Source organism: Alistipes finegoldii DSM 17242 (assembly GCF_000265365.1).
GTDB classification, from domain to species: Bacteria; Bacteroidota; Bacteroidia; order Bacteroidales; family Rikenellaceae; genus Alistipes; species Alistipes finegoldii.
This window is the reverse complement of record NC_018011.1, coordinates 2,588,178-2,610,272: the sequence shown is the minus strand read 5'-3', so window position 1 is coordinate 2,610,272 and position 22,095 is coordinate 2,588,178. Positions and strand designations below refer to the sequence as shown.

The following is a 22,095-nucleotide window of genomic DNA, read 5'->3' as shown; positions in this document are numbered from 1 at the left end:
TTTACACTATTTCGATTTGCGGAAATACTCGACGGCATTGCGGAACAGCGCCTGCTCCTTGTTGCCGGCGATATTCTTGAAAAGGTTCTTCCCGTAACGCTCCGTATGGCCCATCTTGCCCAGAATCCGGCCGTCGCGCGATACGATGCCTTCGATGGCGTACGACGAGCCGTTGGGGTTGTAGGGCGCCTCGGCCGTCACGCGGCCTTCGGCATCGACGTACTGGAAGGCCACCTGCCCGTTGGCGAAAAGCTCCTTGGCCAGCTCCTCGCTGACGACGAACTTGCCCTCGCCGTGGCTGACGGCGATCGAGTGCACCTCGCCCAGTTCGAAGCCCGCGAGCCACGGGGAGTTGAGCGTCGAGACGCGCGTCGAGACGATCTGCGAGATATGCCGGTTGACGTCGTTGCGGAACAGCGTCGGGGAATCCTTCGTCACCATGCCCAAACGGCCGTACGGCAGCAGTCCCGACTTGACCAGCGCCTGAAAACCGTTGCAGATGCCGAGGATAAGGCCGCCGCGGTCAAGCAACGCGTGAATTTCCTCGCGTATATCCTTGTTGTTAAGTACGTTCACGATAAACTTCGCGCTGCCGTCCGGCTCGTCGCCCGACGAGAAGCCGCCGCAAAGCACGAAAATATGGGCGCGGCGGATATGCTCCTTCATCTGGGCGATCGAGCGCAGGATGTCGTCGCCGCCCAGATTGCACAATACGCTGGTCGTCACCTCGGCTCCCGCGTTGCGGAACGCCTTGGCCGTATCGTAATCGCAGTTCGTGCCGGGGAATACGGGCAGGTAGGCCACCGGACGCTCGACGGCTTCGCCCTCATAGGCAAAGGTGCGGCGTTCGGGTTCGGCGCTCATCACGTCGGCACGGTTCTCGCCCTTGTCGGGGTAAACCGTCGTGAATTTCACGGTATTGGCTTCGTACAACCCGTCGAGCGGCATCCGTACGCCGTTCACGGTCAGGGCTTCGTCGGCGACGGTCGCACCCAGCAGTTCGGCCGCCGGGAAGTCCAGTTCGCCGTCGCTCTCCACGAGAATCGAACCGTAGGCGTATTCGTAAAGCCTGCTTTCGTCCGTCGTCACCTCGGCGCCGATCCGGTTGCCGAAAGCCATCTTCGCAAGGCCCTCGGCCACGCCGCCGAATCCGACGGACCATGCCGAAAGTATCTTCCCGCTCTCGATCTGCCCGCTCACGAAACCGAAGTTGGCCTTCAGCTGCGCCGTGTCGGGCATGTAATTCTCCTTCGGGGTATGGCGCACGAGGTAGATGCGGCTGCCGGCCTTCTTGAAGTCGGTCGAGATGACCGTTCCGGCGTCGACCGTCGTGATGCCGAAAGCCATCAGCATCGGCGGGACGTTGATATGCTGGAACGTGCCGCTCATCGAGTCCTTGCCGCCGATCGACGGGAGTCCCAGCTCGACCTGCATCTTCAGCGCGCCGAGCAGTGCGCCGAGAGGCTTGCCCCACGATTCGGGATTCTTGGTCATGCGCTCGAAATACTCCTGATACGAGTAACGCATCCTGTCGTAGCGCGCACCCGCCGCCACGACCTTCGCCGCAGCTTCCACCACGGCATAGGCCGCGCCGTGGTAGGGGCTCCACGAAGCGATGAAGGGATTGTAACCGAAGGCCATGATGCTGGCCGTGTCGGTGCAGCCGTCGGTCGGAAGCTTCTGCACCGAGACCTGCGTCTCACTGCCCTGCGTACGGCCGCCGAAGGGCATCAGTACGGTCGAGGCGCCGATCGTCGAGTCGAACATCTCGACAAGTCCCCGCTGGGAAACGACATTGTTATCTTTCAGGTTATTCTCAAAACGCGCGGCAAGCGTATCGCCGGCGATTTCACGTACGAACGGATTGCGGTTTTCCACCTCGCCGACCTTCGCTTCGGCATAATGCCGGGCGCCGGCGCTGTCGATGAACTCGCGCGAGAGGTCCACGACCTTGCGGTCCTTGTTGAACATCCGCATACGGGCCGTGTCGGTCACGTCGGCCACCTCGACGGCTTCGATATTCTCTTCGAGACAGTAGCGCATGAACGTCTCGACGTCCTTCGCTTCGACGACTACCGCCATGCGCTCCTGCGACTCGCTGATGGCCAGCTCCGTGGAGTTCAGGCCGCTGTACTTGGTCTTCACGCGGTCGAGGTAAATGTCCAGCCCGTCGGCCAGCTCGCCGATGGCGACGCTGACGCCGCCCGCGCCGAAGTCGTTCGATTTCTTGATGAGCCGCGTCACCTCCGGACGGCGGAACAGACGTTCGAGCTTGCGCTCCTCCGGAGCGTTGCCCTTCTGCACCTCGCTGCCGCAGGTCTCCAGCGACTTGGTGTTGTGTTCTTTCGACGATCCGGTAGCTCCGCCGATGCCGTCGCGGCCCGTACGGCCGCCCAGCATGATGATCTTGTCGCCCGGAGCGGGTTTCTCGCGGCGGACGTTCTCCGCCTTCACGGCGCCCACCACGGCGCCCACTTCGAGACGCTTGGCCACATAGCCGTCGTGGTACACCTCGCGTACGTGGGTCGTGGCCAGACCGATCTGGTTGCCGTAGCTCGAATAACCGGCCGCGGCCTTTTTCGAAATCACGCTCTGCGGGAGTTTGCCTTCGAGCGTGTCGCCCACCTTCTGGTAGATGTCGCCCGCCCCCGTCACGCGCATCGCCTGATAGACGTAGCTGCGGCCTGACAGCGGGTCGCGGATAGCGCCGCCCAGACAGGTCGAAGCGCCGCCGAACGGCTCGATCTCGGTCGGATGGTTGTGGGTTTCGTTCTTGAACTGCAGCAGCCACTTCTCGGTCCGGCCGTCCACGTCGACATCGACATAGACCGAGCAGGCGTTGTTTTCGTCGCTCACCTCCATATCGTCCAGCAGCCCCTTCTTGCGCAGGTAGCGGGCGCCGATCGTGGCCATGTCCATCAGGCAGATGCTCTTGTGTTCGCGGCCCAGCTCACGCCGGATGCGCAGGTAGAGGGCCAGCGAATCTTCGATTTCGTCCTTGACGAACGACTCCTCGACCGTAATTCCCTCCAGCTCGGTCGTGAAGGTCGTATGGCGGCAATGGTCGCTCCAATAGGTATCGAGGATGCGCAGTTCGGTTTCATAGGGATCGCGGCCCTCGGCGCGGAAATACTTCACCACCTCGCGCAGATCGTCGGCGTTCATCGCCAGTCCGTACTGCGCGCAGTAGGGCGCCAGCTCGGCGTCGGTCATCTTCGTGAAGCCTTCGAGCACGGCGACGGGCTTCACCTCGGCCTGCTCCATGTCGCTGAGTACGCTCAGGTCCTTTTCACGCGACTCGACGGCATTGATATAGTAGCGTTTGATCCGCGCGATCTCCTCGTCGGTCACCGCGCCGTCGAACAGCAGCAGCTTCGACGAACGGATGCGCACCTCGGCCGACGGGTCGATCAGCCGAACGCAGTCCACGGCCGACGCGGCGCGCTGGTCGAACTGGCCGGGAAGATACTCCACGGCGATATACTTCTGCCCCGCAAGGTCGCACGCATCGGTCACGCTGTCGGTCACCACTTCGCCGAAGACGCTGTAGCGGGTCTTTTCGAGCAATTCCTCCGAAAAGCCGAACAGATCGTAAACGTTCAGCAGCCGCAGTTCGCGGATATCGAGGTTCAGGTTGGCGTTCAGTTCCCGGCGCAGGCTTTCGGCCTCGACCCGGAAACGGGGATGTTTTTCAACAAAAATCCGGTAGTTTTTCATCCTATATCGTTTAATATTCTTCATTCGTTTCTGCGGTCCTTACCGACCGTTCCGCCGGTCTTCGTCCTCGCCGCCGCTTCCGGAAACTCCTCCCGTCCGCCTGCGGCGACGCATGCGGGACCGGCCCCGCTATTTCACAAACCGGTCGGCCCAGACGGCCCCGTATTCCGCCGGAGTCATGCCCACGAAGGTAATGTGTCCCATCTTGCGCTTCGGCCGGCTCTCGGTCTTGCCGTAGAGACGGACATGCACGCCCGGACGGTTTTCGGCGGCGATCGCTTCGGCCGCTTCGAGGTCCTGTCCCAAGATATTCTTCATCACGGTCGGCGCCACCAGCCGCGGCTCCTGCAGCGGCTCTCCCAAAAGGAAGCGCACCAACTCGCGGAACTGGTTGGTCGTACAGCCTTCGATCGTATAGTGTCCCGAATTGTGGGGGCGCGGCGCCATTTCGTTGAAGAAGAATTCGCGGCCCTTCACGAAAAACTCGATCGCCAGAATTCCCCGGTAACCGCACGTCAGCATAAACCGCTCGCCGGCGGCGATCATCCGTCCGCGCAGCTCGTCGTCCATCTCCTCCGCGGGCACGAAGCACAAATCGAGGATGCCGTCGCGGTGGATGTTGCGACCGATCGGAAAGGTGACGACATGGCTGCCGTCGGAGACCAGCACGACGCTGGCTTCGAAATCGAAGGGCACGAACTGCTCCAGAATACAGGGCACGGCGAGCATCGGCAAAGCCTTCTCGATGTCGGCCTCGGTCTTCAGCACCAGCTGTCCGTGACCGTCGTACCCCAGCGTCCGGGTCTTCAGCACGGCGGGCAGGCCGATCTTCGCCACGGCGGCACGCAGCGACGCTTCGTCGTCCGCGGCGGCGTATTCGGGCGTCGCCAGCCCGCCGGCACGGGCGTTGTCCTTCTCGCGCAGGCGGTCCTGCGAATCGTACAACGGACGGAAGCCCTGCGGGATGTTGTATCTCTTCTCAAGCGGAATCAGCACGCTGCCCGGCACGTTCTCGAACTCGTAGGTCACCGCGTCGCTGCGGCGGCAAAGCTCCTCCAGCGCCGCGGGGTCGTCATACGCCGCCACGATCCGCTCGTCACTGAGCGCAAAGGCCGGAGCGTCCGCCGCAGGATCGAGACACACCGTGCGCGCACCGAGCAGGTGCGCCTGTTCGATAATCATCAGCCCCAGCTGGCCGCCGCCTATGATGCCGATCGTCTTCATCTAAAGTTCCGCTTTAAGTACGTCGGCGGTCTGTTTGGCGCGGAACGCTTCGAGCCGGGCCGCGAGTTCCGCATCCTGCAAAGCGAGAATCGAGACGGCGATCAGCGCCGCATTCTTCGAACCGTTGATCGCCGTGGTGGCCACGGGAACGCCCGCGGGCATCTGCACGATCGACAACAGCGAGTCCAGCCCGTTCAGGGCGCGCGACTTGACCGGAACGCCCACCACGGGCAGCGTCGTCATCGAAGCCACCATGCCGGGCAGATGCGCCGCGCCGCCCGCACCGGCGATGATCACGCCGATACCGCGCGCCTTGGCCGTCTTGGCATACTCGCACAACAGATCGGGCGTCCGGTGGGCGCTTACGACGCGCTTTTCGAAATCGACACCGAATTGTTCGAGCGTGGCGACGGCGTCGGCCATCACCTCGTAATCGCTCACCGAGCCCATAATCACACCGACCTTCATATCCTTTGGTTTTAAGTTTTTTCAAAAAAGCAGACCGCCACGACATCGCATGTCATGGCGGTCTGGTATCTATCCGCGCATCCCGCTGCAGGACATTTGCTGCCCCTGCGACTGCGCGCTCTGACCCTGCTGTCGGCACGACGAATAGAATGCAGCGGCTTGGCCCTGCTGTTTCTTTCGTTCGCGTTGATCGATTTTGCCTGTGGAGGTCATGAGATATGTCCGGATTAACCTAACAATTGTAAAAACAACGCTACAAAAGTAGTATTTTCCGGCCAATTTTCAAAACCGAAAGTCAGATTCTATTGACAAATTATCGACATTCTTCACGGCTGAGCGAATAGGGCGCGTCCTGCGGGCCGACACCCCGTTTGTACGCCGGATCGGGCTGCATCGCGAAGTCTATTTTCGCGCCTTTTACGAGGTCCGACCAGCGGATGAAGTTGCGGTCGTATCGCTTCCCGTCGAGCTTCATGGTTCCGATATAGCGGTTTTCGGGAGCGTTGTCCGGAGCCTCGATCACGATCTTCTTTCCGTTCTCCAGTTTCACGGTCGCCTTGCGAAACAGGGGCGACCCTATGACGTACTGGTCCGAAGCCGGACATACGGGATAGAATCCCATGGCCGAGAAGACATACCACGCGGAGGTCTGGCCGTTGTCCTCGTCGCCGCAGTAGCCGTCGGGCTTGGACGAATAGAGACGGTCCATCACCTCGCGCGTCCAGTACTGCGCCTTCCACGGCTGGCCCGCATAGTTGTACAGGTAGATCATATGCTGCGCAGGCTGGTTGCCGTGGGCGTAGTTGCCCATGTCGGCCACCTGCATCTCGGTGATCTCGTGAATGCGGGTCCCGTAATAGCTGTCGTCGTAGATCGGCGGCACGACGAACACCGAGTCGAGCATTTCGGCGAATCCTTCCCGGCCGCCCATCAGCTCGGCAAGTCCCTGCACATCGTGGAACACCGACCATGTGTAGTGCCATGCGTTGCCCTCGGTGAAGGCGTCGCCCCACTTGTAGGGGCTGAACGGCGACTGGAACTCCCCGTTCTCGTTGCGGCCGCGCATCAGCTTGGTCGTCTTGTCGAATACGTTGCGGTAGTTGCGCGAAGCCTCCTCAAGCGCCGCGGCATCCTCCGTCTTACCCAGTTTGCGGGCCACCTGCGCGATACACCAGTCGTCGTAGGCGTATTCGAGCGTGCGGGCGACATTCTCGTTGATCTTCACGTCGTAGGGAATGTATCCCAGCCGGTTGTAATACTCGTGCCCCAGACGTCCGGTCGAGGAGACGCCGGGGTGGACGTTCGTGCGCGCGTGCATCATGGCCTCGTAGAGCGTCTGCCACTCCTTTTCGGGCGTGACGCCCTTGAGGAGCGCGTCGGCCACCACCGATGCGGAGTTGTTGCCCACCATGCAGCCGCGGTGGCCCGGCGAGGCCCATTCGGGCAGGAAGCCGCTTTCGCGGGCCGTGTTGGCCAGTCCCTGCTGGATTTCGGCGTTCACCGAAGGATAGACCAGATTGAGCAGCGGGAACAGACTGCGGAACGTATCCCAGAACCCGGTGTCGGTATACATGTAGCCGGGCAGCACTTCGCCGTTGTAGGGGCTGTAGTGCATGATTTCGCCCGAAGCGGTCACTTCATAGAATTTACGCGGGAAAAGCACCGAACGGTACAGGCACGAATAGAAGGTGCGCATCTGCTCTTCGGCGCCGCCCTCGACCTCGATGCGGCCCAGCACTTCGTCCCAGCGCTCCTGCGCCTTGGACTTGACGGTCTCGAAGTCGTCGGCCCCCAGCTCCCTGAGATTCTGAACGGCCTGTTCGGGCGAGATGAACGACGAAGCCACGCTGGCGCAGACCTGCTGGCCGCGGCGGGTCGGGAAGTGCACCTTCGCCACGGCGTGTCCGCCCGTCACCGACTTGCTGCCGTCAGGATAGAGCAAGCTGCTGCCGGGTTCGTACTCGCCGGGGGCGTCGGTCAGTTCGACGGCGGTGAACGGCGTATCGAAACGCACGACGAAGTAATTTCGGAAATTATCAGGAACACCCCCGCTGTTGCGCGTGGTGTAACCCACGATCGTGCGGGCGTCGAGCATGCCGATCTGCGAACCGCGGTCGAAGGCGTCGATCACAACGCCCGACTCGTCGCTTTCGGGAAAGGTGAAGCGCATCATCGCGGCACGTTCGGTCGGGGCGATCTCGGCGCGGATGTCGTGGTCGGCCAGATAGACCTTGTAATAGTAAGGCTTCGCCACCTCGGCTTGGTGCGAATACCAGCTCGCGCGGGACTCTTCGTCCAGCTTATCATTCCCGCGCACGGGCATCAGCGCGAACTGGCCGTAGTCGTTGATCCACGGCGAGGGCTGATGGGTCTGCTTGAAGCCCCGGATTCGGTGCGCCCCGTAGGTATAGGCCCAGCCGTCGCCCATCTTACCGGTCTGGGGCGTCCAGAAGTTCATACCCCAAGGCAGAGCGACGGCAGGATAGGTATTGCCCGTCGAAAGCGTGAAATCCGACTGCGAGCCTACCAATGTCGAAACATAGTCCGACGGACGCTGAGGGGATCGCTGCCCGGCCGAAGGGCACGAACAGCCGGCCAAAACGGCGGCGCAAAGGGCCGCGAAAAAGATATTTCTACTTTTCATTGCTGTCATTTCCGTTTAAAGTTCGTACCATACGGCAGGCTCCGGTCCCATTTCGAATTCGAGCGTGCCGCCCGCGGCGATCTCTTCGAAACCGATATAGGGCTTGGCGTACGGCTCGCCGTTGAGTTTCACGCGCTGAATGTATTTGTCAGCCGCCGAATTGTTGTGCGCGATCACGGTGAACACGCCGTCGCGCACGCGCAGCTCGGCCTTGTCGAAGAGCGGCGAACCGAAGAAGTAGCGTCCTCCGGCTGGCTCGACCTGATAGAATCCCAGCGACGAAAGCACGTACCACGCCGACATCTGGCCGACGTCCTCGTTGCCCGACAATCCGTCGGGTTGGTCGTGATAGAGCGTCGTCAGGATTTCGCGCACCTTGTCGGCGGTCTTCGCGGGCTGGCCGATCATCGTATAGAGGTAGACGACGTGGTGGCTGGGTTCGTTGCCGTGGGCGTACTGACCGATCAGGCCCGAAATGTCGGGCGAAGCGGCGCCCTCCAGCACGGAGCTGACCGTGAAGAGCGAGTCGAGTTTTTCGACGAAAGCCTCCTTGCCGCCGAAGCAGCCGATCAGCCCCTCGACGTCGTGCGGCACGAGCCACGTATACTGCCACGCATTGCCCTCACAGTAGTCGTCCTCGCGGTGGGTCGAAGCGAACGGGTTGAAGGGCGTGCGGAAGCCGCCTTTCGAATCCAGCCCGCGCATGAAGCGGGTTTCGGGATCGAAGAAGTGGCGGTAGGATTTGCTGCGATCGAGGAAATAGTCGTAATCGGCCGTATCGCCGCGCTGCGCCGCGACCTGAGCCACGGCCCAGTCGGCCAGCGCGTACTCCATGTCGTAGGCCACCGCTTCGTTGAAGAGGTCGCAGGGGATATAGCCGTATTTCATGCGCAGGTCCATACCCCGCTCGCCGAGCATGGCGGATTTCTTCAGCGCCTCGTAGGCCAGCTCCTTGTCGAAGCCGCCGTAACCTTTCAGCACGATGTCGGCCATGGCCGGAATGCCGGGATTGCCGACCATGCAGTCGGTCTCGTTGCCCGCGAGGTGCCAGACGGGAAGCTTGCCCTGCTGCGTGTAGATATGGAGCATCGTATTGGCGATGTCGGGCATCTTCTCAGGATGGAGAATCGTCATCAGCGGCTGGGCAGCGCGGTAGGTGTCCCACAACGAGAAGGTCGTATAGTTCACGAACGGCGCGGCGCGGTAGATCTCGCCGTCAGCGCCCCGATAGTCGCCGTTCACGTCGCAGAACTCCGACGGAGCGACCATCGTGTGGTAGAGCGCCGTATAGAAGATGCGGCGGGCGGCTTCGTCCGCAGTCTCGACACGCACCTTCTGCAGCTCGGCGTTCCACGCCTTGTCGGCCGCCGCCGCCGTGGCTTCGAAGTCCCAGCCGGGAAGTTCCGCCTGCATGTTGAGCTTGGCGTTCTCGATGCTCACGGGCGAAATCGCCACTTTCATATAGAGCGGCTCGCCGTCGGTCGTATCGAACTCCACGCGGGCGTAACGGCCCTTGACCGTAACGTCGCCCTCCTCCGGAACCGTCTCCGACGCATCGGGATAGGAGATATTCTTCACCGGCTTCGAGAATTCGGCCGTGAAGTAAACGCGCTGATCCTTGGCCCAGCCCGTCGAATAGCGGTAACCGCTGAGCCGGAGTCCGTCGGAAACGAATGCGGTCTCGGTGGCCTTGTCCCAGCAGCCGCCGTTTTCGAGGTCAAAGACCACGGCGGCCTCCTGCGACGCGGGGAAGGTGTATTTGTGCAGCCCGACACGCTTGGTGGCGGTCAGCTCCACATCGACGCCGTAGCGGTCGAGCCGCGTGGCGTAATAGCCCGGACGGGCTTTTTCGTTCTTACGGCTGAAATAGGACCAAAGCCCCGACTGCGGGTCGTCCTCCGTGCCGCGGGCGTAGGTCACCCCGCCCACGACAGGCATCACCGTGACGTCGAACAGGTCGCCGATACCCGTACCGTTGAGGTGGGTATGGCTGAAACCGATGACGGTCGTATCGGAAATGTGGTATCCCGACACCCAGTCCCACGACTGCGGGATGCTGGTGGGGCCGAGCTGCACGGCGCCGAACGGAACGTTGGCCCCCATGAAGACATGGCCGTGGCCGCCCGTGCCGATGTACATATCGACATACTGCGTCAGCGGCTTCTGCTCAGGCTGCGAACAGGCGGCCGAAATCAGCAGAACGGATAAGGAAAGAAGATGCTTGGGTTTCATTATGCAATCGTTTAAAATTTTCGCAACGTTTTATTTCACGGTCACTTCGTCGAGGAAGAACCAGCAGGGGCAGCCTACGCCGTAATGCCACGGCGGGCAGGTCTTGACGCCTTCGATTTCGACTTTGACATAGCGGGCCCGCACCGGCTGTGCGGCCGTGACGGCAGCCGGAACGAACTTCACGGGCACCGACTGGTCCTCAGGAAATTCCACCTGCCCGAACGGGGTCCAGTCCGCGTTGTCGGACGAAACGGAGTAGCGCACCGAACGGGGCAGCAGAATCCACTGGCCCAGCTGGTGCAGGAAATCGGTCTCGACCGTCGAGAAGGCTACGTCGCGGCCCAGATCGACGACGAAGGCGCCGTCCTTGCCCTCCCAGCCCGTCCAGCTCTCGACGAACGACGCGCCGCCGAAAAGACCGTCGGTCAGGGTCTTTTCGCCCGACGCCCGGTATTTCTCCGCAGGAGCGTCGATCCAGACGATCCGCGCGCCCAGCGCCAGATTGGAGTTCTCCGCAGGAAGATAACGTTCGCGGTAGAGCCGGCAGTATTCCTGCGGGCTGTTGTTGCGTTCGTTGAGCGTCTTCACGCCGAATTGGGTCACGTATTTCTCGAACGCGTCCAGCTCGCTCACCACGGCGCCGAGGTCCTTGTCGGCCGTCGTGCGGGCGATTTCGAGGTTGGAGTACATCAGCGGCAGACGCGTCAGGCGCACGCGGCGCAGCAGGACGGAATCCCCCGCCACGGCCCGCTCGGCGCAGTCGAACAGCTCTCCGTAACGCTTGCGGCAGGCGGCGTTGAGCATGCCGTCCTTGTGCGAGACGGGAGAATCGTATATCCACAACCGCTGGCCGCCCGCCAGCAATGCGCCTTCGAGCAGTTTTTCGTACTGATAAATATAAGGCGCAGCGGGTCCGTAATAGCCGCGCATGAAACGCAGCATGAGCGAGTCGGTATCCTGATCGGGATTCCACATCAGCTTGGCGACCACATAGGTGCGCATCTCCGAGAAATCGCCGCCGTACGAGCCGCCGATCTGCGAGAAGTGCATCGTGGCGTGGTTGCGCCGGAAAAGCCCGATGTTGGGTTTGAGTATCGGAAAGTTGGGGAACGGAGCGACCATGTTGTCGAAATTGATACCGTAATCCCACACGAAGATATTGTCCGACAGGGCCGCCCACCCCTCCATCGCTTCGATGAACTCGCGGCCCGACGCATTGTCCGTAAGGGGCACTTCGCGGTCGCAGTCGATGTCGCACAGCATGATATTGACGTTGGGCAGCGGCTTCACGTGCTTCGGGGGCTGCATCGTAAAGAGGTAGGCCAGCGTCGAAAACTCCTTGTCGGGGAAACGCTCCGCCAGCTTGTTCAGGAAGCGGATATAGTTGCCCGAAGGCGCGCCTTCGTACCGGTTGACCTTCTCGCACTCCTCGCAGCGGCAGTAGGTGAAATTGCTGTCGTTCTGGCTTATGGAGATGATGTTCATGCCGGGGTTGGCCCGGAAGATCGAATCGACTTTCGCCGCCACCAGTTCGAAGAGTTCGTCGTTGGTGAGACACCATTGGCTGGCGCGGCCGGGACGACGTTCGCCGTTGATGAACGAGTAGTATTCGGGATGCTCCGCGCCGTAGACCGACGCCGGAAGCAGGCTGTTGAAGGTGTGCACCCACAGGCCGCCGGCAAAGATGTCGCGCGGCTCCTCCAGACGCAGGGCCAGCCGGTACACGGAGTCCTGCGCCATGCCGTAGCCCTGACTCTGGCGATAGCGGAACGCCGGATTTTCGGCGAAGTCCATCGCCGGAAGCGTGACGGTCGGATTCCGGTCGAGGTCATAGACCCCGGCGGCGAAGTAATCCAGCCCCAAGTAACGTTCCAGCAGTGTCATGACGCCGTAAACCGCCCCCTTGTCGCCGCCGCTGCTGATGCGCAGCACGCCGTCCTGCGTACGCAGGCGGAAGCCGTCCTCGGCAAGTCCCGCGGTATCCGAAGCTCCGATCAGGATGTCGCCCTTGCGGGGCGTCACGTCATGCAGCAGGGGCAGTGTCGCACCGGTCGATTCGCGGACGAATCGCTGCAGCAGCTGCGCGGCCGTGAGATCGGCGGCAGTTTGCTGCGCCACGACGATCCGGGCCGCAGGTTTGCCGTTGCGGGTCAGCCGGGTCTGCGCCCGGACTCCGGACGAGACGAGCAGCAGCGACACAACGAATATCCAGCGGAAGAGTCTCATCTATTTGCGGTTTTGAAGTTCGAAAGTCAGCCGTCCGCCCCGCAGCAGCTCGTCGTGGCCGATGCGGTATCGCTTCAGCGGTTTGCCGCCGAGCGTCATCGAGCGGATATAGACCGCGCCGGAATCGGGACGCTTCGTCTCGATGACGAGTTCCCCGGCCGGATAGTATTTCCTGTCTAGCGTAATGGTCACCCGATCGAAAACGGGCGAGGTAAGCGTGTAATACGGCTCGCCCGGACAGTCGGGATAGAAGCCCATCATCGAGAAGACGGCCCACGCCGACATGGTTCCCGTATCGTCGTTGCCGGGAATGCCGTCGGGCGCGGTGGTGAAGTATTTGGCCAGCAGGCGGTTCACCTCGCGCTGCGTACGCCACTCCTCACCCCGGAAATAGCTGAAAAGGTAGGGATAGGCGATGTCGGGTTCGTTCGCGGGATCGTAAAGCCCCTCGTCGAAGACCATTTGCAGCTTGTCGATGAATTTGCGCCGTCCGCCCATCAGCTTCGACAGTCCGTAGACGTCGTGCGGGACATAGAACGTATAGTTCCATGCCGAGCCTTCGTGAAAACCGGGGACCGGCTCGAAATTCTCGCCTTGCCGCGGATCGAACGGCGTCAGGAAACCGCCCTCCCCGGTGATCGGACGGAAAGTGCCCGATTCGGGACTGTAATAGTTTTTATAGCCGAGCGAACGGTTCCGGAACAGCGCCGCGTCCTCCCTGCGGCCGAGCGAATCGGCCAGCAGCGACAGGGCATGGTCGGCGATGTAGTATTCCAGCGCGTGCGATACGGAGTTGTCGCCCGAAAGGTCGCGGGCGTAGAAGCCCAGCGGCACGTAGCCCTTTTCGACATAAGGATCGATGTCGGGGCGCATCCTGTTCTGCGCGCCGGGCGTCGTGGCCGACTTGCGCATCGCCTCGTAAGCGGCGTCCATGTCGAAATCGCGCAGGCCCTTCATCCACGTATCGACGATCACCGGGATGGCCGGATCGCCCTCCATGGTGAAGGTTTCGCGGCCGTAAAGCTCCCATTTCGGCAGCCAGCCCCACTCCTTGTACATGCCGATCATCGAACGCACCATTTCCAACTGGCGTTCGGGATAGACCAGCGTCATCAGCTGGTGCAGGTTGCGGTAGGTGTCCCAGAGCGAGAAGACCGTATAGCGGTTGCCCTCGGCGGTGCGGATTTCGGCGCTCTCCATCGCGGGGTATTCACCGTTGACGTCGCTCAGCACGTTGGGATGGATCAGCGCATGATAGAGCCCCGTATAGAAGACCTTCTTCTGCGCGTCGGTGCCGCCCTCGACGCGGATGCGGCCCAGATCGTCGTTCCACGAGCGGCGCGCCGCGGCACGGATGTCGTCGAACGAACGCTCCTGCTGCTCGGCTTCGAGGTTCAGGCGCGCATTCTCGACCGACACGAACGAAACGCCCATGCGGACTTCGAGCTGCTCGCCCTCCGTCGTATCGTAGCTGAACCACACGCCCACATCGTCGCCCGCGAGTTCACGGCCGTAGTGCGTATAGAGTTTGTAATTGCCGGCATCCTTGTCCCACTCGGCTTCGACGCCGTATTTGGGGGGCTGTTTCTTCCAGAATCCCGTGGCGGAGGGGCGTTTCGAGACGCGCATCACGAAATAGATCGGGAACACCGCCTGCGGGTTGTAGCAGAACGTGCCGAGCAGTTTCATGCCCTCGACCTCGGTGTCGCTCACGCGGCGCACCCAAGCCCCCGATTCGTTGGTAAGGCCCTCGCCCAGATTGAGCAGGATATGGCTCTCGCCCGCCGGGAAGGTGTAGCGTTCGGCCGAGCTGCGCGGCGTGGCCGTCACTTCGGCAAGGACGCCGTACTTCGAAAGCCGGTTCGAATAGTAGCCCGGAGAAGCGGTTTCACCGGTGTACTTGCTGCCGTAATTGCGGTAATCGACGTCGAGCGCGCCCGTGGTCGGCATCACCAGCAGCGATCCCAGTTCGGGGCACCCCACGCCGCTCAGCGTGACGTGCGCGAAACCCGTGAAGAACTTGTTGTGGAACTCATAGGGCGTGGACCACCAGCGGGCGTCCTTGTCGTAGACGTTCTCGTCGGAACCCATCACGTTGAAGGGAACCACGGACATCATGCCGTTGGGACACACCGCGCCGGGGTTGGTCGTGCCGAAGTTGGTCGTGCCGACGAAAGGATCGACCCAGTCGGCGGGTTCCTGCGCACGCAGCGGTGCGCAGAAAACGGCTGCGGCGAGCGCAGCAGTTAAGAGCGTTCGTCGCAGCATCGTCAGAGAATATTGTTTTCCTTGGTAAACTTGACGATTTCGGGGATATAACCGAAGGCAAGGCCCGTGACGGTGTCGGCGCATCCGTAATAGACGGCGATCCGGCCCGTTTCGGGGTCATGGAGCGACGCGCAGGGGAACGTGACGTTCGGAACGTCGCCCGTCAGCTCGTAGATCTCGCGCGGCGAAATCAGGTACGGGCCGCTGCGGGCGATCGTCTTCCACGGCTGGTCGAGGTCGAGCAGCGCCGAACCGAACGCATAGACATAACCGTTGCACGAACGCAGCACGCCGTGGTAGAGCAGCAGCCAGCCCTCGCTCGTCTCGATGGGTACGGGACCCGCACCGATCTTCATGCACTGCCATGCCGACACCTCGAAGGCCGCGGGCGACATCACATGACGGTGGCGGCCCCAGAACTCCATGTCGGGCGACTCCGAGTAGAAAATGTCGCCGAAAGCCGTATGGCCGTTGTCGCTCGGACGCGACAGCATGGCGAAACGGCCGTTGATCTTGCGGGGGAACAGCACGCCGTTGCGGTTGAAGGGGATAAAGGCGTTCTCCAGCTGGTGGAACGTCTCGAAGTCGTCGGTCCACGCGATGCCGATCGTCGGGCCGTGGTAGCCGTTGCACCACGTCACATAATACTTATCCTCGATCTTGGCTACGCGGGGATCGTAACCGTAAACCCACTCGGCGATTTCGGGATCGGCGCCCACGAGTTTGAAATCCTCCTCGCAGATATCCCACTTGATGCCGTCCACCGAGAAAGCGGCGTGGATGCGCATGCGGCGGTTGGTGTCGTCGCAGCGGAAAACGCCCGCATAGTTATACTTGCCTTTCTTGAAGGGAATGACCGCCGAGTTGAAAATGCTGTTCGACGTCGAAAGCGCGTCGCGCGGGATGATCGGATTGGCCGAATAGCGCCACATCACTTCCTTGGAGCCGGCGGGACGATCCTCCCACGGCATATCCGGCATGGCCGGGCCTACGATTTTCAGGTTGTTGTCCATAGTTTTACGTTATCTGTTTATTCGTTGATCAATTCTTTGTCGATCTCCTCGGCCGTCACCTCTTCGGTATCGGGATGGGTGAAGGGAATGCGCGCGGCGAGCAGGAAGGCGGGAACCGTCGCCAGCAGCGCCCACATGAAGAAGTAGTGATAGCCGCCCAAACTGTCACAAAGCCAGCCGCTGATCATACCCGGAAGCATCACGCCGAGGTTGGCAAGCGACGACCCGAAGGCGTAGTGCGCCATCTGGTGCGGGCCGGGCGCCACCTGCTGCATGATGAAGAGCGTGAGTCCCACGAAGCCGAAGCCGTAACTGAAATATTCGAACACGATGGCCGCGCAGATCAGCACGGGGCTCGAAGGCTGGAACCACGCCAGCAGCGCATAGACCACGAACGGAACGTTGAAGATGCAGACCAGCGGGAACAAGGCGCGCCGCAGTTTGAGCCACGAAATGAAATAGCCGCCCAGAATGGACCCCACGACGAAGGCGATCACGCCGAACGTACCGTAATAGAGTCCGATCTGCTGTTCGGTAAGGCCCATGCCCTGCTGATCGAGCGGAGCGTTGAGGAACAGCGGCACGATCTTGATGACCAGACCTTCGGCGAAGCGGTAGAAGAGGATGAAGGCGAAATAGATCCAGATGTATTTCTTCTTGAAGAACTCCAGAAAGATGCGTTTCGTTTCGCGCATGGCGCCGCCGAAACTGTCAGCATGGGCCGTCGCGGCGCCACCCGAAGGCAGCATGCGGATGTGGTACAGTCCCAGCAGGAAGAGAATGCCGCCGCAAAGGCCCATCACGGTCATCCACGCCTGCACGATTCCGACATGGTCCTTGAGCGCGCCGGCCAGATAGACCAGTCCGCCCATGGCGAAGACCTTAGCGATGTTGTAAAAGGCGCCCTGCCAGCCGATGAACTTGGCCTGCAGGTCTTTGGAAAGTTCGGTGATATAGACGCCGTCGGTGGCGATGTCGTGCGTCGCGCCGCTGAAGGCCACGACGGCCATCAGGGCGATGGCATAGGGGAAAAAGTTGGGAAGCGGAAGCGACAGGGCGACCAGCGCAAGTCCCAGACCCGAAACCAGCTGCGTGGCGACGACCCAGAATTTCTTGGTCCTGAACATCTCCATCAAGGGACTCCAGAAGGGTTTGAGCGACCACGGCAGGATAATCAGCGAAGTCCAGAGCGTAATGCGGGCATCGTCGATACCCAGCCCTCGGAACATCAGCGTCGCTACCATGTTTACGATAATAAACGGGAGCCCCATGGCAAAATAGACCGTGGGGACCCATGCCAGCGGCGATACTTTTCGGGAATTTGCAGACATCGGTTCTTTTCAGGTTAAGGTTAGAATTGATGCAAAGATAGTAAAACTTTTTGCAACCGCAGACGGGAATGCATCCCGTTCTGCGCCTTTGTTTCTATAAATAATACAATTTCACAAGACAGGTTACTAATCGAAATAACAAATTTTACATTCGAAACCGGAAAATCGGCCGAACAGGGCGCATGCACTCCGTCCGACCCGCCGGAAAGCACCGCCCGGACCGGAACACGCCCTAAGGCCCGGAAGAGCGGCGGACTCAGGAAAAACGGAAGACAGACTCAGGCAGGCGGAAGAAAAAAAGCTCCCTTATGGGAGCTTTATATGAAAGGCCATACCGGAGATCACTTCGCCTTGGCCTCGCAGTAGGCGCAGCGGCACGAGCCGTCGGGCAGGCGGTGGAAAAGCCGGTCGACATCTTCGGTCGCCGAGATACAGCGCCGGTTGGAGCACTCCATCTCATTGACGACGTAGTCTTCGCTGAAAACGGGAGTCTTCTCGAAGGGCTTGTTTTCGTCGGCCCAGCGCAGCAGCGTAAGGATCAGCGCCATGCGTACGAACTTGCCGTTCTCGACCTGTCGGAAATAGGCTGCGCGGGGATCGTTGTCCACGGCGCGCGTGATTTCGTTCACGCGCGGCAGCGGGTGCAGGATAATCATATCCTCCTTGGCGGTTTCGAGCTTTCCGGGATCGAGCACGAAGCTGTTCTTCACGCGGTCGAACTCCTCCTCGTCGAGGAAACGCTCCTTCTGCACACGCGTCATGTAGAGTATGTCCAGTTCGGGCATCACCTCCTCCATGGTCTCGACTTCGCGGAATTCGAGTTTCGAATTCTCGCTCATCTCGGCCAGCATGTAGTCCGGAAGACGCAGCTCCTGCGGGGCGATCAGGATCACCTTGATCCCCGAATAGCGCGACAACGCCTTGATGAGCGAATGGACCGTGCGGCCGAATTTCAGGTCGCCGCAGAAGCCGATCGTCATGTTGTCGAAACGCCCCTTCTCGCGCTTGATCGTCAGAAGGTCCGTAAGGGTCTGCGTCGGGTGGCTGTGGCTGCCGTCGCCCGCATTGATGACCGGAATTCCGGCGTACTGCGAAGCTACGAGCGGCGCGCCCTCCTTGAAGTGGCGCATGGCGATAATGTCCGCGAAACAGCGGATCACGCGTACGGTGTCCGCCACGGTTTCGCCTTTCGACACGGACGACGAATTGGCGTCCGAAAAGCCGATGACGCTGCCCCCCAGCTCCATCATGGCGGAGGTGAAACTCAGGCGGGTGCGGGTCGAAGGCTCGTAAAAGAGCGTCGCCAGCTTGCGCCCCTTGCACGCTTCGCTGTATTTGGCGCGGTTGGCGATGATATCTTCGGCCAGCGCCACGATTTGTTCGGTTTCGGCCACCGTCAGGTCGGTCGGGTCAATCAGGTGTCTCATAGGTTGTTTCATTTATCAAAATCGGGGTTTGCAGCCGGCCGGCGGCATGCTGCGGATTGCACGCGGCGCCGACCGGAGTGCGGAGGGAGTGCAAGCCGCATTTCCATGCCCCCAAGCGAGGTGCGGAAAAGCGTCGTGCGATCCCGGCAAACTATTTTTCCATCCAGCTTTCGTCCGACGGATTGTCGCGGAATTTCAGCAGACGGGCCTTGTCTTCGGGCTTGATGTATCCCTCCTCGGCGGCCACTTCCACCAATGCGTCGAGATTCGAGAGACTGTAATTGACGACGTTCGCCTCTTTCATGCGGTCCAGTCCCTTCTTCATGCCGTAGGTGAAGATCGACGCCACGCCCAGCACCTCGGCGCCGGCTTCGCGCAGGGCGGTCACCACCTCGATGCACGAACCGCCGGTCGAGATCAGGTCCTCGATCACGACCACCTTCTGCCCCTTTTCGAGCTTGCCCTCGATCTGGTTGCCGCGGCCGTGATCCTTCGAACCGCTGCGCACATAGCCCATCGGCAGGTCGAGGATCGTCGCGGTGATGGCGGCGTGGGCGATGCCCGCGGTCGAAGTTCCCATCAGCACCTCGGCTTCGGGAAAGCGGGTGCGGACGATCTGCGCCAGCCCCTCTTCGACGTGTCCGCGCACGACAGGCGCCGTCAGCGTCAGGCGGTTGTCGCAGTAAATAGGGCTTTTGATGCCGCTGGCCCATGTAAACGGCTGTTCGGGGCGCAGGAACACCGCGCCGATCGAAAGCAGGTCTTTAGCAATTGATTTCTCCATGATATTCTGTAGTTGTTTATTCCAGCGCCGAACGCAAAATCTTCTCCACCTCCTCGGCATAGATGCCGCCCTCGTGGACCTTCACGCCATCGACGTAAAACGTCGGCACATAGTAGTAATCGAATGTGTCAGCCAAATCGGACTGCTCCGACTCCTCGATCATTTCGATCGCCACCGGCTGCAGTTCGGGGTGTGCGGCCTTGGCCTCTTCGATGTAACGCAGCGCCTTGCGGCAGAAGGGACAGTTTTTCAGGTAGAAAAGTTTTACCGGTTTCATAATCGACTGTTTTTAATCGTGTTTAATCGCAAAATTCGCTTACGCACCTGCGGTACGCGGCCACGGGGTCCGCAGCGGCGGTGATCGGACGGCCCACGACGATGAAGTCGGAGCCGATCTCCCGCGCACGGGCGGGCGTGGTGACGCGCACTTGGTCCGCAACGTCTCCGTCTGCAAAACGCACGCCGGGCGTGACGGTCAGGAACTCTTTTCCGCAGGCTTCGTGCACCATGCCCGCTTCGAGCGGCGAGCAAACCACGCCGTCCAGCCCCGCGGCACGGGTGTTCTGCGCGTATTTGACGATCGTGTCGTTGATCGAAGCGTTGATAAGCAGCTCCTGCCGCATGCGCTCCTCGCTGGTCGAGGTGAGCTGCGTCACGGCGATCAGCAGGGGCCGCGTGCCGTCCTCGCGGGTAAGCCCTTCGAGGGCGTATTTCATCATCTCGACCGTTCCGGCCGCATGGACGTTGCACATATCGACGTCCAGACGCGACAGCACGGCCATCGCCTTCTTCACGGTGTTGGGAATGTCGTGCAGTTTGAGGTCGAGGAAAATCCGGTGGCCCCGGCGCTTGATTTCGCGCACGATGGCAGGGCCTTCGGCATAGAAAAGCTCCATGCCGATCTTGAGGAACGGTTTGCGCTCCTCGTCCCGGAACAGGTCGAGGAACTTGAAAGTGTCTTCCGCCGACTTGAAGTCGCAGGCGATAATTACGTCGTGTTGCATCATATCCGATTTTAACTTTATTCTACGATTCCTATAATGTCGCTCAGCCGCTCGATCCCCAGCCGCTCCATCTCGGCGGGCAGGGCTTCGACGATCTCCTTCGAGGCATAGGGATTCACCAGATTCGCAGCGCCGACCTGCACGGCCGTGGCTCCGGCCATCATCATTTCGATCACGTCGCGGGCCGTCGTCACGCCGCCGCATCCCATGACGGGTACGGAGCAGGCTTTGGCGACCTGATAAACCATCCGCACGGCCACGGGGAAGACCGCAGCGCCCGAAAAACCGCCCATCGTATTGGCGATCACCGCCTTGCGGCACCTCACGTCGATCCGCATTCCCAGCAGGGTGTTGATCAGGCAGATGCCGTCGGCACCGGCCTCTTCGCAGGCGCGGGCGATCGAGACGATGTCCGTCACGTTGGGCGACAGTTTGATATAGACCGGTTTGGTGGTCACGGCCTTCACCGCGCGCGTCACCTCGGCCGCACATTCGGGCGAAGTGCCGAACGACATGCCGCCGTGCCGCACGTTGGGGCACGAGACATTGACCTCGATGATGCCGACCTGCTCCTCGCGGTCGATCCGCTCGCAGCAATAGGCGTACTCCTCGATCGAGAAGCCGCTGATATTGGCGATCACGGGTTTATGAAAGAAGCTCTTCAGGCGCGGCAGCTCCTCGGCGATCACGGCGTCGATGCCGGGATTCTGCAGTCCCACAGCGTTGATCATCCCCGCCGTACATTCGGCGATGCGGGGCGTGGGATTGCCGAAGCGCGGTTCGCGCGTGGTGCCCTTGAACGAGAACGAACCGAGGATGTTGATATCGTAAAAATCCCGGAATTCGTTGCCGTATCCGAACGTACCGCTGGCCGGAACGACCGGGTTGTCCAGCTTCAAACCGCTCAGGGTGACGGACATATCCGGGGCAGGTTTTCCTGCCGGCCGGTTCTGTGCGATGAACTGCTCTCTTACCATATGATCTCCCCTTTCGTTAATACGGGCCCCTCCTTGCAGATGCGTTTGTTGCCGTATTTCGTTTTGCACGAACAGCCCATGCAGGCGCCGAAACCGCATCCCATACGCTCCTCGAACGACAGCTGGCCGTCCTGCGCGACCGAGTCGCACAACGCGCGCAGCATCGGCAGCGGACCGCAGGCATAGAAGTAGTCGAAGTCGATGCCGTCGCCGGCGATGGCCGTCGTGACGAAGCCTTTCGTCCCGGCCGAACCGTCGGCCGTGGCGACATGCACGTCGCACCCCAGCGCCCGGAATTCGTCGGCGTAGAAGACCTCGTCCGCCGTGTTGAATCCCAGTACGACGCTCACCGGTTTGCCCTCCGCCAGCAGCGCTTTGGCCAGCTTGTAGAGCGGAGGCACGCCTACGCCGCCGCCCACCAGCAGGGGCCGCCGCGCATCGTTGGAGGTGTCGAAGCCGTTGCCGAGTCCCGTCAGCAGGTCCAGCTCCGCGCCCGCCGCCATGCGGCTCATCTGCTCCGTACCTCCGCCCACGACCTTATAGATGAGCGTGAGGGTCCGTGCATCGCAGTCGCACACCGAAATCGGACGGCGCAGGTAGCGGCCTTCGAGCGCGATATTGACGAACTGTCCCGGACGGACGATCCACTCGGTATCGCCCTCCAGCACCATGCGCCACACCGAGGCCGTCAGCGGCTCGTTCGCAAGAATCTTATAGATGCCTTTCTTATACATGTATTCCCTTTCGATTTTTGATCCGGAGAACAGCCCCCGCGCTTCG

The 22,095-nt window shown here is 61.2% G+C and carries 15 protein-coding genes; all 15 read right to left on the bottom strand.

From position 1 onward, the window contains the following. Positions 1 to 6 precede the first annotated feature (6 nt). The 15 genes from ALFI_RS11365 to ALFI_RS11295 all read right to left on the bottom strand — a co-directional run bounded on the left by ALFI_RS11365 (position 7) and on the right by ALFI_RS11295 (position 22,049). Positions 7 to 3,717, bottom strand: a complete 3,711-nt coding sequence (locus ALFI_RS11365) for a phosphoribosylformylglycinamidine synthase (protein WP_014775924.1) — start codon at positions 3,715 to 3,717, stop codon at positions 7 to 9. Between the two features lie 129 nt (positions 3,718 to 3,846). Beyond that, on the bottom strand, positions 3,847 to 4,941 hold the full coding sequence (purK, locus tag ALFI_RS11360) for a 5-(carboxyamino)imidazole ribonucleotide synthase (protein WP_014775923.1): 1,095 nt from the start codon (positions 4,939 to 4,941) through the stop codon (positions 3,847 to 3,849). Then, on the bottom strand, positions 4,942 to 5,409 hold the full coding sequence (purE, locus tag ALFI_RS11355; protein WP_009597424.1) for a 5-(carboxyamino)imidazole ribonucleotide mutase: 468 nt from the start codon (positions 5,407 to 5,409) through the stop codon (positions 4,942 to 4,944). Positions 5,410 to 5,722: 313 nt separating this feature from the next. Next, positions 5,723 to 8,053: a GH92 family glycosyl hydrolase gene (locus ALFI_RS11350; protein ID WP_014775922.1), complete on the bottom strand. Its 2,331-nt coding sequence runs from the start codon at positions 8,051 to 8,053 to the stop codon at positions 5,723 to 5,725. Positions 8,054 to 8,068: 15 nt separating this feature from the next. Further along, entirely contained in the window at positions 8,069 to 10,285 is a 2,217-nt protein-coding gene (locus ALFI_RS11345) for a GH92 family glycosyl hydrolase (RefSeq protein WP_014775921.1), read from the bottom strand. Between the two features lie 30 nt (positions 10,286 to 10,315). Then, on the bottom strand, positions 10,316 to 12,511 hold the full coding sequence (locus tag ALFI_RS11340; protein WP_014775920.1) for a DUF4838 domain-containing protein: 2,196 nt from the start codon (positions 12,509 to 12,511) through the stop codon (positions 10,316 to 10,318). Further along, positions 12,512 to 14,776 (bottom strand): GH92 family glycosyl hydrolase, encoded by a 2,265-nt coding sequence (locus tag ALFI_RS11335; RefSeq protein ID WP_042494077.1) that lies wholly within the window; start codon positions 14,774 to 14,776, stop codon positions 12,512 to 12,514. It lies immediately after the preceding gene. Between the two features lie 5 nt (positions 14,777 to 14,781). Continuing rightward, entirely contained in the window at positions 14,782 to 15,792 is a 1,011-nt protein-coding gene (locus ALFI_RS11330; protein ID WP_009597427.1) for a glycoside hydrolase family 130 protein, read from the bottom strand. Positions 15,793 to 15,809: 17 nt separating this feature from the next. Beyond that, positions 15,810 to 17,123, bottom strand: a complete 1,314-nt coding sequence (locus ALFI_RS11325; protein WP_009597335.1) for an MFS transporter — start codon at positions 17,121 to 17,123, stop codon at positions 15,810 to 15,812. Positions 17,124 to 17,464: 341 nt separating this feature from the next. Further along, complete coding sequence (gene pyrB / locus ALFI_RS11320) at positions 17,465 to 18,550, bottom strand: aspartate carbamoyltransferase (protein WP_009597373.1); 1,086 nt, start codon at positions 18,548 to 18,550, stop codon at positions 17,465 to 17,467. A gap of 151 nt (positions 18,551 to 18,701) precedes the next feature. Beyond that, positions 18,702 to 19,334: an orotate phosphoribosyltransferase gene (gene pyrE / locus ALFI_RS11315; protein WP_009597415.1), complete on the bottom strand. Its 633-nt coding sequence runs from the start codon at positions 19,332 to 19,334 to the stop codon at positions 18,702 to 18,704. Positions 19,335 to 19,350: 16 nt separating this feature from the next. Further along, a complete protein-coding gene (locus ALFI_RS11310; RefSeq protein ID WP_014775918.1) occupies positions 19,351 to 19,611 on the bottom strand; it encodes a TlpA family protein disulfide reductase in 261 nt (86 codons plus the stop codon). Between the two features lie 22 nt (positions 19,612 to 19,633). Next, positions 19,634 to 20,338 (bottom strand): orotidine-5'-phosphate decarboxylase, encoded by a 705-nt coding sequence (pyrF, locus tag ALFI_RS11305; protein WP_039940061.1) that lies wholly within the window; start codon positions 20,336 to 20,338, stop codon positions 19,634 to 19,636. A gap of 17 nt (positions 20,339 to 20,355) precedes the next feature. After that, positions 20,356 to 21,315 carry a dihydroorotate dehydrogenase gene (locus tag ALFI_RS11300; RefSeq protein ID WP_014775917.1) on the bottom strand — a complete coding sequence of 320 codons (960 nt, stop codon included), beginning with the start codon at positions 21,313 to 21,315 and terminating at the stop codon, positions 20,356 to 20,358. After that, a complete protein-coding gene (locus ALFI_RS11295; RefSeq protein ID WP_014775916.1) occupies positions 21,309 to 22,049 on the bottom strand; it encodes a dihydroorotate dehydrogenase electron transfer subunit in 741 nt (246 codons plus the stop codon). The genes ALFI_RS11300 and ALFI_RS11295 overlap by 7 nt, the downstream gene beginning before the upstream one ends. Between the last annotated feature and the right edge of the window lie 46 nt (positions 22,050 to 22,095).

Excerpts from the sequence above, each read along its gene's own strand:
- ALFI_RS11350 (WP_014775922.1), bottom strand. The coding sequence starts at position 8,053 with ATGAAAAGTAGAAATATCTTTTTCGCGGCCCTTTGCGCCGCCGTTTTG.
- ALFI_RS11345 (WP_014775921.1), bottom strand. The coding sequence starts at position 10,285 with ATGAAACCCAAGCATCTTCTTTCCTTATCCGTTCTGCTGATTTCGGCC.
- ALFI_RS11325 (WP_009597335.1), bottom strand. The coding sequence starts at position 17,123 with ATGTCTGCAAATTCCCGAAAAGTATCGCCGCTGGCATGGGTCCCCACG.
- ALFI_RS11340 (WP_014775920.1), bottom strand. The coding sequence starts at position 12,511 with ATGAGACTCTTCCGCTGGATATTCGTTGTGTCGCTGCTGCTCGTCTCG.
- purK (WP_014775923.1), bottom strand. The coding sequence starts at position 4,941 with ATGAAGACGATCGGCATCATAGGCGGCGGCCAGCTGGGGCTGATGATT.
- pyrB (WP_009597373.1), bottom strand. The coding sequence starts at position 18,550 with ATGAGACACCTGATTGACCCGACCGACCTGACGGTGGCCGAAACCGAA.
- ALFI_RS11295 (WP_014775916.1), bottom strand. The coding sequence starts at position 22,049 with ATGTATAAGAAAGGCATCTATAAGATTCTTGCGAACGAGCCGCTGACG.
- ALFI_RS11310 (WP_014775918.1), bottom strand. The coding sequence starts at position 19,611 with ATGAAACCGGTAAAACTTTTCTACCTGAAAAACTGTCCCTTCTGCCGC.
- ALFI_RS11300 (WP_014775917.1), bottom strand. The coding sequence starts at position 21,315 with ATGGTAAGAGAGCAGTTCATCGCACAGAACCGGCCGGCAGGAAAACCT.
- pyrE (WP_009597415.1), bottom strand. The coding sequence starts at position 19,334 with ATGGAGAAATCAATTGCTAAAGACCTGCTTTCGATCGGCGCGGTGTTC.
- ALFI_RS11330 (WP_009597427.1), bottom strand. The coding sequence starts at position 15,792 with ATGGACAACAACCTGAAAATCGTAGGCCCGGCCATGCCGGATATGCCG.
- purE (WP_009597424.1), bottom strand. The coding sequence starts at position 5,409 with ATGAAGGTCGGTGTGATTATGGGCTCGGTGAGCGATTACGAGGTGATG.
- pyrF (WP_039940061.1), bottom strand. The coding sequence starts at position 20,338 with ATGCAACACGACGTAATTATCGCCTGCGACTTCAAGTCGGCGGAAGAC.
- ALFI_RS11365 (WP_014775924.1), bottom strand. The coding sequence starts at position 3,717 with ATGAAAAACTACCGGATTTTTGTTGAAAAACATCCCCGTTTCCGGGTC.